The organism is Arcicella gelida, assembly GCF_034931025.1.
Taxonomy (GTDB): domain Bacteria; phylum Bacteroidota; class Bacteroidia; order Cytophagales; family Spirosomataceae; genus Arcicella; species Arcicella gelida.
In genome coordinates, this window is the sequence record NZ_JAYGIL010000030.1 from 61,479 (window position 1) to 76,175 (window position 14,697).

Here is a 14,697-nt window from a genome sequence, read left to right on the forward strand (position 1 = left end):
GCAGAAAAAACAAAATGAGCATTTTAGAAAAAATATTTGGAAAGGAAGCCGTTAAAATCGGCAATTATTTAGGGCTATCTTGTATAGCTGCAATACTTCTGTTTACCGTCTTTATGGCACTTGCAGATATTTTTTTTAAGAATAATGACGACGATATAGCCATAATGTCAACTATTTTATTGTTGATAGGAGTATTTGTAGGTCGCTTTTTGGCGAGTTTATGGCAAAGAAAACATATCAGTAATTGGCTATTTATTGTGCTAATTACATTGACTTTCGCCCTGATAATATCTTTGATGCCCATTATAGACGCTCTTATCACTCATCAGGAATTTTTAGTTGTCGCCATAGCATTGATTATCTATTTTAGTATTTGCATATTGATTGGTTTACTCATAAAGCTCACACGTATGCGTAATGAATACAAATTAGACGTAGCCAACACAAACGCTTTGCATAGTCAATCCGAATTACAGCTTCTCCAGTCTCAACTAAGTCCACACTTTTTGTTCAATACCCTCAATAATCTTTACGGTTTGTCATTAACTGACCATCAAAAAATACCTAACTTGTTACTGAAACTATCAGATTTGTTGAGGTATTCGGTGTATGATGCCAAAGATATTATGGTACCTATGGCAGAGGAAATAAACTATATAAAAAACTACATTGATTTTGAACAAATACGTTTAGGCGAACGCCTAAACCTGAAAACAGATTTTGAAGAGAGCAACCCTCAAAAATCTTTCAAAATAGCTCCTATGCTATTGATTGTTTTTGTAGAAAATGCGTTTAAACATTCCAAAAACAGTTTGGATAATGTGATAAATATAGAAATAAACCTGAAAACTTGGGGAAATTCAATCCTATTTTCGATAGCCAACTCTCATAATAATATGTATAATGACAAGCAGAAACACAGTGGATTTGGTCTCGATAATGTACGAAAAAGGTTGGATTTGATATATAAAGGCGAGTATGATTTGGAAATCAATGAGACGACAACTTATTACGAAGTAAAACTTAGGATAAATGGAAAATAAAATAACCTGTCTTATTATAGATGATGAACCCATAGCCAGACAAATTATAGAAAAATATTGTTCTCATTTGCCTGAAATTGAGCTATTAGCGAGTTGCGAAAACGTTTTTGTTGCCAAAAGAATTTTGGAAAGTCAAACGGTTGATTTACTTTTTTTGGACATCAATATGCCCGTTTTAGATGGAATAGCATTTTTAAAAACACTCAAAAATCCACCCTGTGTAATATTTACTACAGCATACAAGGAATTCGCCCTTGATGCCTTTGATCTTTCGGCAATAGATTATTTGCTCAAACCTTTTTCTTTAGACAGATTTATTATTGCAGTCGATAAAGTCAAAGAAAAACTAGCACCATTAAAACAACCTTTTATAAAACCAATAGAAGAAACCGCAGAAGATTTTACTTTTATCAAAGCTGATGGGAAAATACATAAAGTGGATTTTAGCACTTTACTCTACGCTGAGGCGAAAGGCAATAATGTACTCATTGTTTCCGAGAACCAGACGATTTTCCCTGTCATGACGTTCAGTGATTTTTTAGCATTATTACCCAATCAAAATTTCCTAAGACTTCATCGGTCATTTGTCATAAACAAAGCAAAAATAAGCCATGTTGAAGGAAATAGAGTATTTATTGGAAAAACAGAAATACCCATCGGCGGAAATTACAGAGTAGAGTTCTTGAAAAGCTTGGGAATCAGCAATTAAGCAATTAAACGTCAAAAACACCATTATTCCATCTTCCAGACAGCCCAATCTATGAAAAAGAACCATCAATCCATCTCGAAGGTAGAATGGCCTATCTTTTTCATAGAACAAGCTATCTCAGAGATAGCTTGACTTATCTTTTTTGCGGTTTTTTGCGTGAAAAAGATAAGATTTCCTATCTCGGAGATAGGTTAACCCATCTTTTTCACGCAATTTTCCGTATAAAACCGACAAAAACCGTAAAGTAGAATTCTCTCTTTAGAATCGTAAGAGCGAAACGACAAACTTATAAAGCAGTCTGCTATTTATCCTCAAATCAAAGAAAAAATGCTGTTTTTAATGGCATATAATACTAAACCTGTAACATTCCTAGACCCTGTTTTTTGAAGTAAATTATTTCTATGTCCATTTACAGTTTTTACACTGATATAAAGTTTTTCTGCAATTTCTTCAGCAGTATATTGTTGACAGACAAGTTGAAGAATTTCTTCTTCTCTTTTAGTGATGGCAATATTCACTTTCTTGCTCTTCACTTTTTTCCCCATCCTACTTTGTATTGCCTTCAAAGTGCGTTCGTTAATGTAAGAACCTTTGCTATAAACCGATTGGATAGCATCGAATACTTCTTGAGGGTCGCTATCTTTTACCAAATAGCCATGTGCGCCATGTTCGATTAGGTCTGTTATAAAATTTTCATCTTCATGAACAGACAATATCAAGATTCGTACATGGGGGAAAGTAGTGAGTAATACATTGGTAACATCCAAACCGCTAAACTCTTTTTTGTCGGGTCTGGCTGGTAAAGAAATATCTACCAACATTACATCGGGAATGGATTGACTATTTTTTAACCTATCAATTACTGAGTAGCCATCTCCACATTCAAAAACTACTTCAAATTTATTGTTGCTGGCATGATTGAGAATCCCTTTCATTCCCTCTCTAAAAAGTACTTGATCCTCCACTAACCCAACTCTTATTTTTTCTTCCATAATAACATTTGTTTAGATAATGTTCTTTCCTGAAAATTGATAAAATAATTGTTATGGGTTATTAAGGGTTGTATTGTCAATTGGTATTTCAATAAAGGCATAAAATCCATTTTCTTTTTCGTTATTGCCCCATTTTAATGTTCCGTTTAGGGCTGTTACTCTACCTTCAATACTTTTGAGCCCTAAGCCGGCAGAGCTATTTTCTGTATTAATGCCACAACCGTTATCGCTGTAAGTACATTTTATGTCAAAAGTATTACATAAAATATTTAAATCAATCACTGAGGCATTGGCATGTTTAATGGTGTTGTTAATTAATTCCATAATAATTCTGTAATAGCCTAAACTGATTGCCCAAGTAAAGGTAGGTGTATCGTCGCAAGAGGTAGTTAAGTGAATCTGTATTTTGCCTGTTTTATTGATTTGATTGGTAACAGATTCTAAGGTTTTTATTAATCCAAACTTCTCTAATTGCGGTGGCATTAACTGATGACTGATACTACGGATACTACTTAGGGCAGATTCAGAAAGTTGACGAACGTTTTCAACGCCAGCCATCATATTGGTATTATCTTTTGCAATTTGTTTTTCTAATACTATCAAGTGCATACGCATTATGGAAAGTACTGCACCTAATTCATCGTGTAAATCTTGAGCAATCCTTTTACGCTCTTCTTCTTGAATAAGTATGCTAGAACGGAGTAGTTCGTTTCGATAAAGTATTTTTAAGGATTCTTGCTTAAGCTTTTGTTCAAATAAATTTTTGTGAAAATGCTGATTTAAAAGTACCACACCTATTGCTATTATAAATACAATAACCGTCATAGGTAATATGGTTTCAACAATACTCAACTGCGTGACCGTTTCCATAAGCTAATAAAAAAGCAACAATACATGATAATAGAGAAAAAAGCATGCAGTATCCATGTATAAAGATTGGTGTCCACTGAAAACTTACTTACAATAGTAGCACCAAAATAGAATATCAACAAATTGGAAGTGTGATAAATAAATAATCCAGAATTTATCCAGTTAAGACTAATGATATCGTTATAGGCATTTTGCTTAACGATATCATTCAAGAAAACCATAAAAGAGAAAAGTGCGAGAATAATAATCAGAATAGATTCAACGGTTAAGGCATTTGAATTGAAGCTAAAAATATTTTGGAGTGTTAGTGAATTAATGATACTGAAAACAGAGAATAATATAGATGTAAACCATATTATTCTCTTGTTAATAAAATCGCCTAAGATGGTTCTATAAAACCATGCTAAAAGTACAAAGCCAATTGGCACGTATAAATGAAGTAAAGGCAAGTTGTTCATGCGATATAGCCAAAATACCAAAGAAAGCAATTGTATAAAGCTTGAAAAGAATATAAAGTATGCAAATACTCGTAATGCTTTATTCAACTTTTTAAAGCAAACAATGGTATAAATAAGTGTTAACAGTACCGGCAAATCCGATAACAGTAATATTATCTTGGCTATATTCATTCTCAATGACTAATTTTCTTCGTTAAAAGGTCTCCATTAATGGCACAAGTATTTGGGCATGGCGTGTTTAAATCTAATACATATTGGTCTCCATCTGCATAATTACCTAAAAGCTCTGGCTTAATTCCTTTTCCATTCTTATCGAGCATTACATCCTTTCCGCCAATCGGTGGATAAGCATCTAAATTGGCACCAATTACAGGTACAATATATAATTTATAACCGGGAGTTCCTTGCTTTTCGCCAGTTGGTTGGTAGGCTAAATAAACACGGATATTATTATAAATGACTTTACTGATTAGTGATGAATCTAAACCCATCGCTACTAATAACTCTTGCGACCTAATAGTATATGCTTTGATGGGAATATCTGATAATTTCTTACTACTCAGAGAATCGAAATATGCAATATTCACCATAGCTTGACCTTTGGGTACAAGTAAAGAATCTAGTGGTACAGGTGCTTGACGACCTTCATTCAATGCTTCATCTTTTGAATTGTTACAGGCAATCATGGTCATTACACACAAAATTGCAGCGATTTTTAAGCTTATACTTTTCATGGTTATTTTTTGTTATTAAAGGTTTAATACAACAATCTATTATTTCGCAGGCCCGCTAAATAGTATCATGTTTAATGCGACACAATAATAATTAAAGCATAGATAGAAACTACTAATAATAACTCATCAAGACTTAAAAACAGGTATTTATACCTGTACTTTTCAGCAAATCAGGTATAAATAACCGATTATAAAAAGGGCTATTTATCATCTTTTACAGCACTGTGTTTAGAGCCAACTTTGTATCATCAAAAATTTCTGATGAGTGGAGTTCAGCTACCACTTTAAAAACGGGCTTACTTATAGAAGCATTCACTATAGGGGCGTATTCTGAAAAGCCATACGAGTAGGAACAATCTCAAAACTTTTATAACCATGTCAAAGAACAAAATCATCAATGTCAACATCATTATTGACACAACTCGATTAATGAAAACATTCACTAGTCCAAGTACTGACCAAAACAACCCTACGGGTATCGACCATACCTATCAATACATGGTAGTAGCAGATGGCACAAATATTAATGGACAAGGTACAGGCGATCTTAGCTTTACTGCCACTCAAGGCGACGTTGTTCGTTTTTACGCTGTTTCAGAATACAATAATTATGACTACCCTGTCATTTTGTATAACCTATTTAAATATGGTGGTGATGATGTTTTCACAAATCCTAATTTTGAATTACAACAATTCCCAGGTGTAGAAACCGTTGGTCCAGCAAGTTTCAATCCATTGGTATTGCAAAGCCCAAATCCTACTCAAAACTTTTGGTTTGCTCAAAACACAGTAAACAAAAAAGGTACTGAAAATTATGGGTTACGCTTTGCAGTGTATAATTCTGATTTAAGTATTTTCGGATACTTCTCTTGGGACCCACAAATTACTGCTGTATAAGCTGTAATTTAATTGACATTGTCGAAGCAATTGATGAATGAAAGTAATTGATTGCTTCGACATACTGTTTCAATAGCAATGCTATCCTTTCCATTTTACCTCTTATAAATCAGCTAATTATTCAAAGAATCTATCTAGTTTATATTCATTCCTTCAAATCATATCATCATGAATTCGGTCGTCAATATTACTATTATAGTATTCACAGAACAGTTAATAAGGGATTTTATAAACCCCAGTAAAGACCCTTTAAATCCAACCGAAATACCTAATTCGTACATCTATTTTGTAAAATCTGGACAAAGTAACGAAGCGATTAGAGGCTTTTCAGGTAAAAGTATCAATATTCATTCCTCAAAAAGTATAGTAGTAGAAGTAAATTTCTTTACTTATTCAGAAACCTCTAATTATGATAATCCCGTTGTTCTTTATCAAATCAACCAACTGACAGCTAGTGCTATTTCAAGTAAATCATTGAAACTAAAGTTTTTTTCGAATATAAAAACAATTGTCCCCGAAAGCTTCAATCCACTTACTTGTCAATATGTTGAAAAAGATTTTTGGTATTGTTCAGACTTATTTGTGGGACAAGAAACAAGAGAATATGCCCTAAACATTGCTCTATACGATGGCAATGAACTAAGTATTGTAGGCTATTTTCAGTTTAATCAGACCTTATCAGTTTCCTAGTACAATCGCAATAGATAAGCATTGAGCAAAGCCCATCTTGGTTAGCGGTTCTTCTATAATTTATTCAATTTATTTATCCTATTTTATGTGTTGAAAATCTTCTTTTTTAGTGAAATATTCTAAACCAAGCATTAAACCAATGCTGAATGCGAACAAAATTTTCTGCATTATCGGTAGAAACTCCCAAAAATAACCAGAGCCAAAAAGAAATAAAGTACCATAAAAATCAAGAAGGAATACTGTGCAAAGGACTTTGAAAACGTGTAGCCTAGTTTTGAATACAAAGATCGTAATGTAAAATAAACTTAGCAGAAACATTGTACTTGCGATGGTAATCATGATATCATGTAAGGGAGTCGCTATTAAAAAAGTAAAAAACATACCGATAGCACCAAAATATTTTATAACGTTTGCCGCACCTTTTGCTGGTATTCTCTTAGAGAACCCAATGAAGAACATGGCAAAACTTGCAGCAAGAAAAATCATTCCTCCAACAGCCCAAAATCGTGAGGGATTATCTGAACCATTCACCGCCTTCTCACCAAAAAGATTACTGATAAAGTTATTTTTCCAGTCATAGCCAATAGCTTTTTTATCAAATTGTGAGCCACCCGGATAATACAACGTAGCAATCACTAGCAATGATTTTGAAATAATAATTCCGATAAGAATTGAATGTTTCTTTAGCATATAGTGATTGATTCAGAAACAGAAACTTTTAAAGCTTTCCAATAACTTCATGAAGATGAATACTATTTTCTAATATCATATTTTGCTTAATTAATCTATTAATTTCACATCTTTTATACCAATATTAGAAGCGATGTCTCTTGAATATTTAGTAAATGGATTATCTTCTAGAGTGCCCTCAAAAATATTTTTACCAAATATATCGGATTTTATCAAAGCTACTGGACGATTGACTAATTTAGATATTTCTTCAATTTGAGTGTCGCTATAATCTTGAGACTTATTTATTAGCTCTAATGCAATATGTTTATGAGACTTATATCTTCCTTTTAATTTGAAAACTTCCAAATACTTTTTATACTTGTCGGCATTCTCTAAAAATTCAACAACAACAACAAAGTCTTCATTTTTTTTAATCCCTTTAAAGTCTGCTACTTTAGAATTAAGCAAGATTTTAAAACTTGAATGCTCATGAAAACTAAAATTTGAATACGTTGGACTTAATATCGCTTCATTAACTTCGTTTATTAGTTCTTTTTTTCCTTTAAATTTTGAATTACAACTATAACAGCAAGGAACGAAATTATATAATGAAAGAGCAGAGATAGGGTGCTTTGCTTTATTTAAAACATGATCTAGTGTAAAATGACTATGTTCATCTTTTAATACAAAATTTTCAATATTTATTTTTTGTTTATTATTCAACGTCAAATCCTGTAAACTATTTATTAATCCACGTTGAGCTAAAATTTTTTGAATAGTTGCAGTTCCAATATCTTTAATTTTTTCAAGTTCATTTTCACTTGCTTTCTTAACAAAATCTAAGCCATCATTATAATCCCCAATATCTTGAAAAGCATTAATAAAATCTATATTACAGTAATAACAGGTTTTAAGATTTATTTTATTTTTATTTCTAATAAAAAAATATGATATTTTATTTTGAAAATCATCATATTGAAAAAAATTCTTAAGATATCTTTGCAAATGCTTAGGGAGGCGGGGTATTTGAAAACAAGATGTTATTAAAGTTTCAATAGGTGCTACTAATAGCTCCTCTAAACTATTAGGTAGATGATTATTTAAATGAGCATTTATCCTTACATACTTATCTTGAATTTCAGGTGTAATGCTAAATAATCCAATATAATCTGCTTCAAAAGCAGTTTTATCATTTGGGTATTTAATTTTTATCATTTTTTAAAGATTTTAAGCTTTCAATTTGCAATTCTAAATCCTTAATTTTTTTGTCTATTGTTTCGCTAACACCTAATTTCTCTTCTATGATTGCAATATGGTTTTTCAAAATACCTTGTATGTAATCTTCTCCAAAGTTCTCAGCAATGTAATTAAATGAAGTCTTTTTTTGCTCATATTCTATAAACAAAGTTTGATATTTTTCTTCACTAGCACTTATAACTTTTTGATAAAATTTAATTATTTGTTCGACCTTAGACAATATAAATTCGCCAATTGTATTGTCCATAAAAAAACTATTAGTAAGTTGTTGATGTATATTTCCTCCTAAAGTTTCCTCATTTTCTTTAAAATTGGAAAAATCACCTTTATCAATTCTAAGAATATTATTCTTGGGAATATCAGAAAGTATAAAAGGTGAGTGAGTAGAAAAAATTATGTTAATATTTTTTATTGAGATATTTAAATTTGAAAGACCTCTTAATAGCTCCTGAATAAAAGTTCTCTGAAACTCTGGATGAAAATATAACTCAACCTCATCCAAAAGAATATTTATCGAATTATATTTTATTGTAACATCATCATTTTTTTTTACTGAATTAAGGTTAAGGATATGATAATAAATAGATTGAGTAGTATGAATAAGTTGTAGTTCTCCAGAACTAAGATGTTCAAAATTACCATTACCTGATTCATTTTTTTCATTATAAATACTTATTCTAGGCTTGAAAAAGGCAGCGGGTATATACTCAATAATATTTACTTTTTTTACCTTATTTTTTTCATCATTTAGAGCAGTTTTAATCCTATAAGTAAATCCATCTGTTGAAATTTTGAATCTATTATGTTCCCATTTAAATTCATCGTCATTTCTTAATAAATTATATCGCACTGTATTTAAAATTTGCTTAAGTTTCAAGGTAATATGGCTATTATTATAACTTAAAGCATCTAAATATTCATCAAAATCTTTAATACTTGGGAATTCTCCCGCATTTTGTCCATTTGCTCTAAACTTATCAGAATCTTTATATTTTTCAAATTCTTTATATTGATGAGCTATTTTAATGACCTTACCAATGGTATAATTTAAAATCAAATCGAAGTGTGGAATATTATTTTTATTAAAATCAACTTTCTCATTTTTAATTTTTAAGATTGCAAAGTAGATTTTATTAAACAAACTATCCCTAGTCACATTTAATCTATTTATTAGTCTATCAACTATCTCTATTAGGCTATAATAATTAAAAAGTAAAGGGATTTTTATATCATTAATTTCAAAAATAATTTCACTTACTTTTTTATCTTTTAATATCTCTTTTACTGTGAAACTTTCATCAATTAAATTGCATATTAATCTTGTTTGTGCTAAATGTATTTCCCCTTTAATATTAATACTTCCATCCTCCTCTCTAAATGGATTTATTACAAGGGGAGTTTGATAGCCATCATTTTTATGAAATACATCTACTAGCCAATCACCCGAATAATCTGGCAAAAGGCTATATATAGAATAATTAATAGCTATTGTGTAAAATAGCTTTTCAAAATCATGGTTAATAATATCATCTAAATTTATTACATTAATTTTTTTTGATTTAAATTCTTTATCATTTGGTTGATTTCCTTTACAAATTTTCAAGCAATATATTGATTCATCGACTGTGAAGTATATTTCAACTTTAAGTTGTTGGTATATTAATTTAATTCTATTCTCTTTTTCTCTAATCTTATTCTCATCTATCTTACCTTCCTCTAATTGTTTATTAAGCCATTCTAAGTTTGTTACAATAATTTTTTTTTCAATAGAGATTAAGTACAACGATAGATATAATAACTCAAATAAGCTACTTTTCCCACTACCATTTTTTCCAACAATAGCCGAAATATTTACATTTAAATCATTATTAATGCAATAAAAATTACTTGGAACTAAGCTTTTATAATTGATTTCGACAACTTCTCGTTCAGCAATTGACTTTTTTTCATCATCAAACTTAAACTCATAATCATTATAGAATTGATATACTTCTCCTTCTTTCAATACTTTCCTATATTGAGGAGAACAGCCTTTCAAAGGTCTGATAGCTATTAATTTAAATCCACTTCCACTCATATCTCTAGTTTTTATATTAAATCACACTCTTAGGAATTCATTTTCATCTTTTTTTTGTATCTATATCTATTATCAATATTCTTCTACTCTCCAACCAATTTCAAAATATCCGACAAAATTTTAGGGTCGCTTGGGCGTTTGGCATCGCTGTCAACGATGTTTCCTTTTTTGTCCATCAACATATATCTTGGTATGGATTCTAACTTAAAGAATTTGGCAGCTCCAGATTCCCAACCGCCTTTTGAATGAACATTTTTCTGGTTTTCTATTTGTAAATCTTTCATTCCTTTTCGCCAATTCTCCTCCTCTTCATCAATAGAAATGTATAAAAACACTACTTCCTTTCTTTGTTTCTCGCTTAGTTTTTCTTGTAAAAGTTTAGAAAACGGAAACTCTTTTCGGCATGGCCCACACCACGAAGCCCAAAAATCAAGATAAACTACTTTGCCTTTTAAGCTGGCTAAAGATAATTCTTTACCTTCTGGAGTAATCGCTTTAAACCATTTCCCATCCTCCTCTTTTGCTTTAATGGCTTCATTGTTTTTACTCATTATCTCGCCACACTTTGCTTTAACTAAATTGGTATATGCTTCTGAATTAGGCGTGGCACTTAAAGCCGAAAAAGTATTTCTGACTACAGAAGGTAAACAAAACTGGCACTGAGTATCCAACAAATAAGCCAAATAATATTGATACGCTTTAGTTGGTAAATGCTCTCTGGCAAAAAGATGTTTATCTTCCATCGCCTTATTGACATCTGCGTATTTCACAAAACCATGAGCTTTTGAATTGAAGTAAGTAATATAATGAATGAGAAAATTGCGGTAAGACGACGAAAGTAAAGCTGATTCATCTTGAATCTTCTTTTCGTCCAAGGTTTCTAAGACAGAATTAGGAAGAGATATTACTTGTGTTTGGGCTTGATTGGCATTCCCTCTGATAATAGGATACGCTAAAATATATGACCAGTAATTCCAACGGATTTGATTTTCGATGTATTTTTTGAATACTTCCGAAAACTTACTTTGTTCAGGAAATGACTTATAATAATCTGATTGTGCCTTTTTTGCTTCAAACAAATCCATTTCAAGTACATCAATAGACATACTATTTACTTTTTTGAGCATCAATGACGAAGTGAAATCAGTTTTAAATGACTGATAAAACTTTACTAGAAAATCATTTTCTAAAGTATTATCCCCTTTTACATTCAAGCTTTTTTCGAAATCTTTGGCATCAAATGCTAAGGAAATCTGGTTTCCTTTCGTAACAAAAAGTAATGTACTTTGCTCTTTGAATTTGAGTTCAACAATCGCTTGGCTCTGTACATTCAACTTGCATTGGAATTGATTTTCAGAATTCAAAACCAATTTCTGAACCAAGGGATTTACTCCTAATAGCAAAGGGTCATACACCAAAGTCAGTGTATCACCCTTTCCAATATTTTCTACTTTGCCAGAAATAATCGTTTCCTGAGCAAAAGCGAAAGAATAACATAGTGTAAGAAGTACTAAAAAGATATTTCTCATAGGTTTACTTCACGTGTTTTGCCAAATATTTTTTGATGGCTGCTGTCCAAATCTGATAACCTTTTTGATTCAAATGTAATTTATCTGCTACAAAAATATCTTGCATCAATTCTCCATTGGGTAAATAAAAATGCTTTTGAACATCAATGAAATGAAGTTTTTTTTCTGATTTACAATACGCTTCAATTAATTGATTTGCCTTTCTTTGTTGCTCTACAATTTTCACTCTAGCAATACTTGGACGAATAGCAATATAAGCCACCGTAGCTTTTGGCGTTTGTTTCTTTACTTTGCCGACAAATATTTTAAAATCTTCCAATACTGTTTCTGGACTCTTTCCTGATGCAATATCGTTGTCGCCTTCATACACTAAAATGTATTTAGGTTGATATTTAGAGACAATTCTTTCGAAATACTCATTGGCATCGCTCATTACAGAACCTCCAAAACCTCTGTTAATGACAGAATATCCTATTAAATCTTCTTTATAAGTAGTCCATAATCGAAACGATGAGCTTCCTACCAATAAAATCTGTTTGGGTGCTGGCATTGAAAGCGAATCGCTTTTTTCAAAGGCTTTGATTTCATTTTCAAATCGCTTCTGTGCGAAACCAAACTGACTAACTAAAAGGGCTACAATTAAAAGTAATTTTTTCATAGAAGATTTTGAGTTTTTTACCATTGAATACCAGCAAGTCCTTTACTTGCTAAATATTCGTTGGCTTTTGAAAAATGATGATTTCCAAACCAACCGCCCGAATTAGCTGCCATTGGCGAAGGATGTTTAGATTTCAAAACTAAGTGTTTTGAGGCATTAATTACCGCTCCTTTGTCCTGAGCATACTTTCCCCAAAGCATAAAAACTACTCCTTCTTTTTCTTCAGAAATACATTTAATGACGGCATCGGTGAAAGTTTCCCAACCTTTTTTCTGATGCGAACCCGCCTCAGAAGCCCTGACCGTTAAAGTAGCATTTAATAATAATACGCCTTGGTTTGCCCAGCGTTCTAAATTGCCAGATTTAGGAATTGGAAGGTCTAAATCATTTTTAATTTCTTTGAAAATATTAATCAACGAAGGTGGTGCCGATACTCCATCATTCACTGAAAAAGAAAGTCCCATCGCTTGTCCAGCTCCATGATAAGGGTCTTGCCCCAGAATCACTACTTTAGTTTCGTTAAAAGGACATTTATCGAAAGCGTTAAAAATTAGTTTTCCGGGTGGATATACCGTTCCAGCAGTATATTCGTTTTTAACAAAGTCAACTAAGGTTTTAAAATAAGGTTTTTCAAATTCTGGACTCAATCTTTCTTTCCAAGAATCTTCAATTTTTACGTTCATTCTTCAATGGGTTTTAATAAATTTATCAATTACGTTGATTTTTCAGACAATGTAATGTAATTTTCGCTAAAATATATTGTAAAAAACTAATTAAAAAAATGGTCTCAGCTATCACAAATGGTGTAAAGGTAAGCGTTTTGACCCACTTTCAACCTGAATATTCTAATCCATTTCAAGGAAATTTTGTTTTTTCATACCATATCAAAATTCATAATGGAAGCGATTATACAGTAAAATTATTGCGTCGTCATTGGTACATCCATGATGCTAATGGCTTGGTGCGTGAAGTTGAAGGCGAAGGCGTAGTTGGTCAGCAACCAACTTTAGAACCCGGGCAAACCTACGAATATACTAGCGGTTGTAATTTGAATACTTCGCTTGGTAAAATGGCGGGTACTTATCAGATGGAACGTATTTTTGATGGCAAGTTTTTCAATGTTGTTATTCCAGATTTTACGATGGTTGCTCCTTTTAGGATGAATTAATCAACATAATAAAATCACAAAACTCATTCACAAAATAAAAATCACATTTTGATTAAAAGATATTTTCAATATTTACTTGCTTCCAAAAACGAACACGCAATTCATTCGCCTTTTGTTTTTCAGCTTTACACTAAAATTATTCTTGCAAAAAGTTTTCAATCTCCACATTTCAAAAGTATTGAAGCTTTGCGAAAAAGATTGTTGAAAAACGATAAAGTAATAGAAATTACAGATTTTGGAGCGGGTTCAAAGATTCATTCATCCAATTCAAGGCAAATCAAACAAATTGCTAAAAGTGCCGAAAAGCCCTCTAAATTTGGCAAATTACTTTTCAGACTCATTCAGCATTTTGAACCTAAAGTAATTTTTGATTTGGGCACTTCTTTCGGAATTACCACATTGTATGAAGCGAAAGCATTGCAAAATGCCAAAGTTATTACTTTTGAAGGTTGCCCGACAACAGCTAAAATTGCTCAAGAAAATTTTGACGAATTGTCTGCTAACAATATAGAAATCGTTGTAGGAAATTTAGATGAAACTTTGGCTACACAAATTGCTAAAACAGAAACAATTGATTTCGCTTTTTTTGATGCAAATCATCGCTTCGAGCCAACGGTAAAGTATTTTGAAATGTGCTTAACAAAAGCCAACGAATCATCTTTGTTTATTTTTGACGATATTCATTGGTCGGAAGAAATGCAAGAAGCTTGGCAATATATTAAAGCACATCCAAGCGTGATGATTACGATAGATTTGTTCTTTATTGGTTTAGTTTTTTTCCGAAAGAATCAACCTAAACAACATTTTATCTTGAGATTTTAAGGAGGCTTCCCTTGAAAATTGTTTTTCGATATTGATTTAGAATAAAATCCACTCATATTCTGGGTGGATTTTTCATTTCACTTACGGTGATTTATTAAAAAAATACAATTTTATTTGACTT

General features: G+C 31.6%; 15 protein-coding genes. 6 read left to right on the forward strand and 9 right to left on the reverse strand.

The window, feature by feature from the left end; translation table 11 throughout:
• The first annotated feature begins 14 nt into the window (after positions 1 to 14).
• Both VB776_RS19550 and VB776_RS19555 read left to right on the forward strand, forming a co-directional pair.
• A complete protein-coding gene (locus VB776_RS19550; protein ID WP_323698554.1) occupies positions 15 to 1,043 on the forward strand; it encodes a sensor histidine kinase in 1,029 nt (342 codons plus the stop codon).
• Entirely contained in the window at positions 1,033 to 1,752 is a 720-nt protein-coding gene (locus VB776_RS19555; protein WP_323698555.1) for a LytR/AlgR family response regulator transcription factor, read from the forward strand. Before VB776_RS19550 ends, VB776_RS19555 begins: the two co-directional genes overlap by 11 nt.
• 311 nt (positions 1,753 to 2,063) lie before the next feature.
• Here VB776_RS19555 and VB776_RS19560 read toward each other — a convergent pair whose 3' ends face one another.
• From VB776_RS19560 to VB776_RS19570, 3 genes are all read right to left on the reverse strand, one after another.
• Positions 2,064 to 2,744: a response regulator transcription factor gene (locus tag VB776_RS19560; protein WP_323698556.1), complete on the reverse strand. Its 681-nt coding sequence runs from the start codon at positions 2,742 to 2,744 to the stop codon at positions 2,064 to 2,066.
• 51 nt (positions 2,745 to 2,795) lie between these two features.
• On the reverse strand, positions 2,796 to 3,614 hold the full coding sequence (locus VB776_RS19565; RefSeq protein WP_323698557.1) for a sensor histidine kinase: 819 nt from the start codon (positions 3,612 to 3,614) through the stop codon (positions 2,796 to 2,798).
• A gap of 631 nt (positions 3,615 to 4,245) precedes the next feature.
• Complete coding sequence (locus tag VB776_RS19570) at positions 4,246 to 4,806, reverse strand: hypothetical protein (RefSeq protein WP_323698558.1); 561 nt, start codon at positions 4,804 to 4,806, stop codon at positions 4,246 to 4,248.
• 375 nt (positions 4,807 to 5,181) lie between these two features.
• Here VB776_RS19570 and VB776_RS19575 point away from each other — a divergent pair, with 375 nt between their 5' ends.
• Together VB776_RS19575 and VB776_RS19580 are read left to right on the forward strand one after the other, a co-directional pair.
• Positions 5,182 to 5,703, forward strand: a complete 522-nt coding sequence (locus VB776_RS19575; RefSeq protein ID WP_323698559.1) for an inclusion body family protein — start codon at positions 5,182 to 5,184, stop codon at positions 5,701 to 5,703.
• A gap of 168 nt (positions 5,704 to 5,871) precedes the next feature.
• Entirely contained in the window at positions 5,872 to 6,393 is a 522-nt protein-coding gene (locus VB776_RS19580; protein ID WP_323698560.1) for an AidA/PixA family protein, read from the forward strand.
• A gap of 78 nt (positions 6,394 to 6,471) precedes the next feature.
• On the opposite strand, the gene VB776_RS19585 is transcribed toward VB776_RS19580, so the two are convergent.
• From VB776_RS19585 to ung, 6 genes are all read right to left on the reverse strand, one after another.
• On the reverse strand, positions 6,472 to 7,083 hold the full coding sequence (locus VB776_RS19585; protein ID WP_323698561.1) for a hypothetical protein: 612 nt from the start codon (positions 7,081 to 7,083) through the stop codon (positions 6,472 to 6,474).
• A gap of 90 nt (positions 7,084 to 7,173) precedes the next feature.
• Positions 7,174 to 8,280: a hypothetical protein gene (locus VB776_RS19590; RefSeq protein ID WP_323698562.1), complete on the reverse strand. Its 1,107-nt coding sequence runs from the start codon at positions 8,278 to 8,280 to the stop codon at positions 7,174 to 7,176.
• On the reverse strand, positions 8,267 to 10,399 hold the full coding sequence (locus VB776_RS19595) for an AAA family ATPase (RefSeq protein ID WP_323698563.1): 2,133 nt from the start codon (positions 10,397 to 10,399) through the stop codon (positions 8,267 to 8,269). The genes VB776_RS19590 and VB776_RS19595 overlap by 14 nt, the downstream gene beginning before the upstream one ends.
• 83 nt (positions 10,400 to 10,482) lie before the next feature.
• Positions 10,483 to 11,928 (reverse strand): TlpA family protein disulfide reductase, encoded by a 1,446-nt coding sequence (locus VB776_RS19600; RefSeq protein ID WP_323698564.1) that lies wholly within the window; start codon positions 11,926 to 11,928, stop codon positions 10,483 to 10,485.
• Positions 11,929 to 11,932: 4 nt separating this feature from the next.
• Positions 11,933 to 12,586: a GDSL-type esterase/lipase family protein gene (locus tag VB776_RS19605; protein WP_323698565.1), complete on the reverse strand. Its 654-nt coding sequence runs from the start codon at positions 12,584 to 12,586 to the stop codon at positions 11,933 to 11,935.
• 17 nt (positions 12,587 to 12,603) lie between these two features.
• Complete coding sequence (gene ung, locus VB776_RS19610; RefSeq protein ID WP_323698566.1) at positions 12,604 to 13,269, reverse strand: uracil-DNA glycosylase; 666 nt, start codon at positions 13,267 to 13,269, stop codon at positions 12,604 to 12,606.
• 98 nt (positions 13,270 to 13,367) lie between these two features.
• Here ung and apaG point away from each other — a divergent pair, with 98 nt between their 5' ends.
• Positions 13,368 to 13,754: a Co2+/Mg2+ efflux protein ApaG gene (apaG, locus tag VB776_RS19615; RefSeq protein ID WP_184133494.1), complete on the forward strand. Its 387-nt coding sequence runs from the start codon at positions 13,368 to 13,370 to the stop codon at positions 13,752 to 13,754.
• A 48-nt stretch (positions 13,755 to 13,802) separates the two neighbouring features.
• Complete coding sequence (locus tag VB776_RS19620) at positions 13,803 to 14,576, forward strand: O-methyltransferase (protein WP_323698567.1); 774 nt, start codon at positions 13,803 to 13,805, stop codon at positions 14,574 to 14,576.
• Positions 14,577 to 14,697 lie beyond the last annotated feature (121 nt).

What these genes read in the sequence shown, in the direction of transcription:
- VB776_RS19550 (WP_323698554.1), top strand. Translation starts at nt 15, where the DNA reads ATGAGCATTTTAGAAAAAATATTTGGAAAGGAAGCCGTTAAAATCGGC.
- VB776_RS19555 (WP_323698555.1), top strand. Translation starts at nt 1,033, where the DNA reads ATGGAAAATAAAATAACCTGTCTTATTATAGATGATGAACCCATAGCC.
- VB776_RS19560 (WP_323698556.1), bottom strand. Translation starts at nt 2,744, where the DNA reads ATGGAAGAAAAAATAAGAGTTGGGTTAGTGGAGGATCAAGTACTTTTT.
- VB776_RS19565 (WP_323698557.1), bottom strand. Translation starts at nt 3,614, where the DNA reads ATGGAAACGGTCACGCAGTTGAGTATTGTTGAAACCATATTACCTATG.
- VB776_RS19570 (WP_323698558.1), bottom strand. Translation starts at nt 4,806, where the DNA reads ATGAAAAGTATAAGCTTAAAAATCGCTGCAATTTTGTGTGTAATGACC.
- VB776_RS19575 (WP_323698559.1), top strand. Translation starts at nt 5,182, where the DNA reads ATGTCAAAGAACAAAATCATCAATGTCAACATCATTATTGACACAACT.
- VB776_RS19580 (WP_323698560.1), top strand. Translation starts at nt 5,872, where the DNA reads ATGAATTCGGTCGTCAATATTACTATTATAGTATTCACAGAACAGTTA.
- VB776_RS19585 (WP_323698561.1), bottom strand. Translation starts at nt 7,083, where the DNA reads ATGCTAAAGAAACATTCAATTCTTATCGGAATTATTATTTCAAAATCA.
- VB776_RS19590 (WP_323698562.1), bottom strand. Translation starts at nt 8,280, where the DNA reads ATGATAAAAATTAAATACCCAAATGATAAAACTGCTTTTGAAGCAGAT.
- VB776_RS19595 (WP_323698563.1), bottom strand. Translation starts at nt 10,399, where the DNA reads ATGAGTGGAAGTGGATTTAAATTAATAGCTATCAGACCTTTGAAAGGC.
- VB776_RS19600 (WP_323698564.1), bottom strand. Translation starts at nt 11,928, where the DNA reads ATGAGAAATATCTTTTTAGTACTTCTTACACTATGTTATTCTTTCGCT.
- VB776_RS19605 (WP_323698565.1), bottom strand. Translation starts at nt 12,586, where the DNA reads ATGAAAAAATTACTTTTAATTGTAGCCCTTTTAGTTAGTCAGTTTGGT.
- ung (WP_323698566.1), bottom strand. Translation starts at nt 13,269, where the DNA reads ATGAACGTAAAAATTGAAGATTCTTGGAAAGAAAGATTGAGTCCAGAA.
- apaG (WP_184133494.1), top strand. Translation starts at nt 13,368, where the DNA reads ATGGTCTCAGCTATCACAAATGGTGTAAAGGTAAGCGTTTTGACCCAC.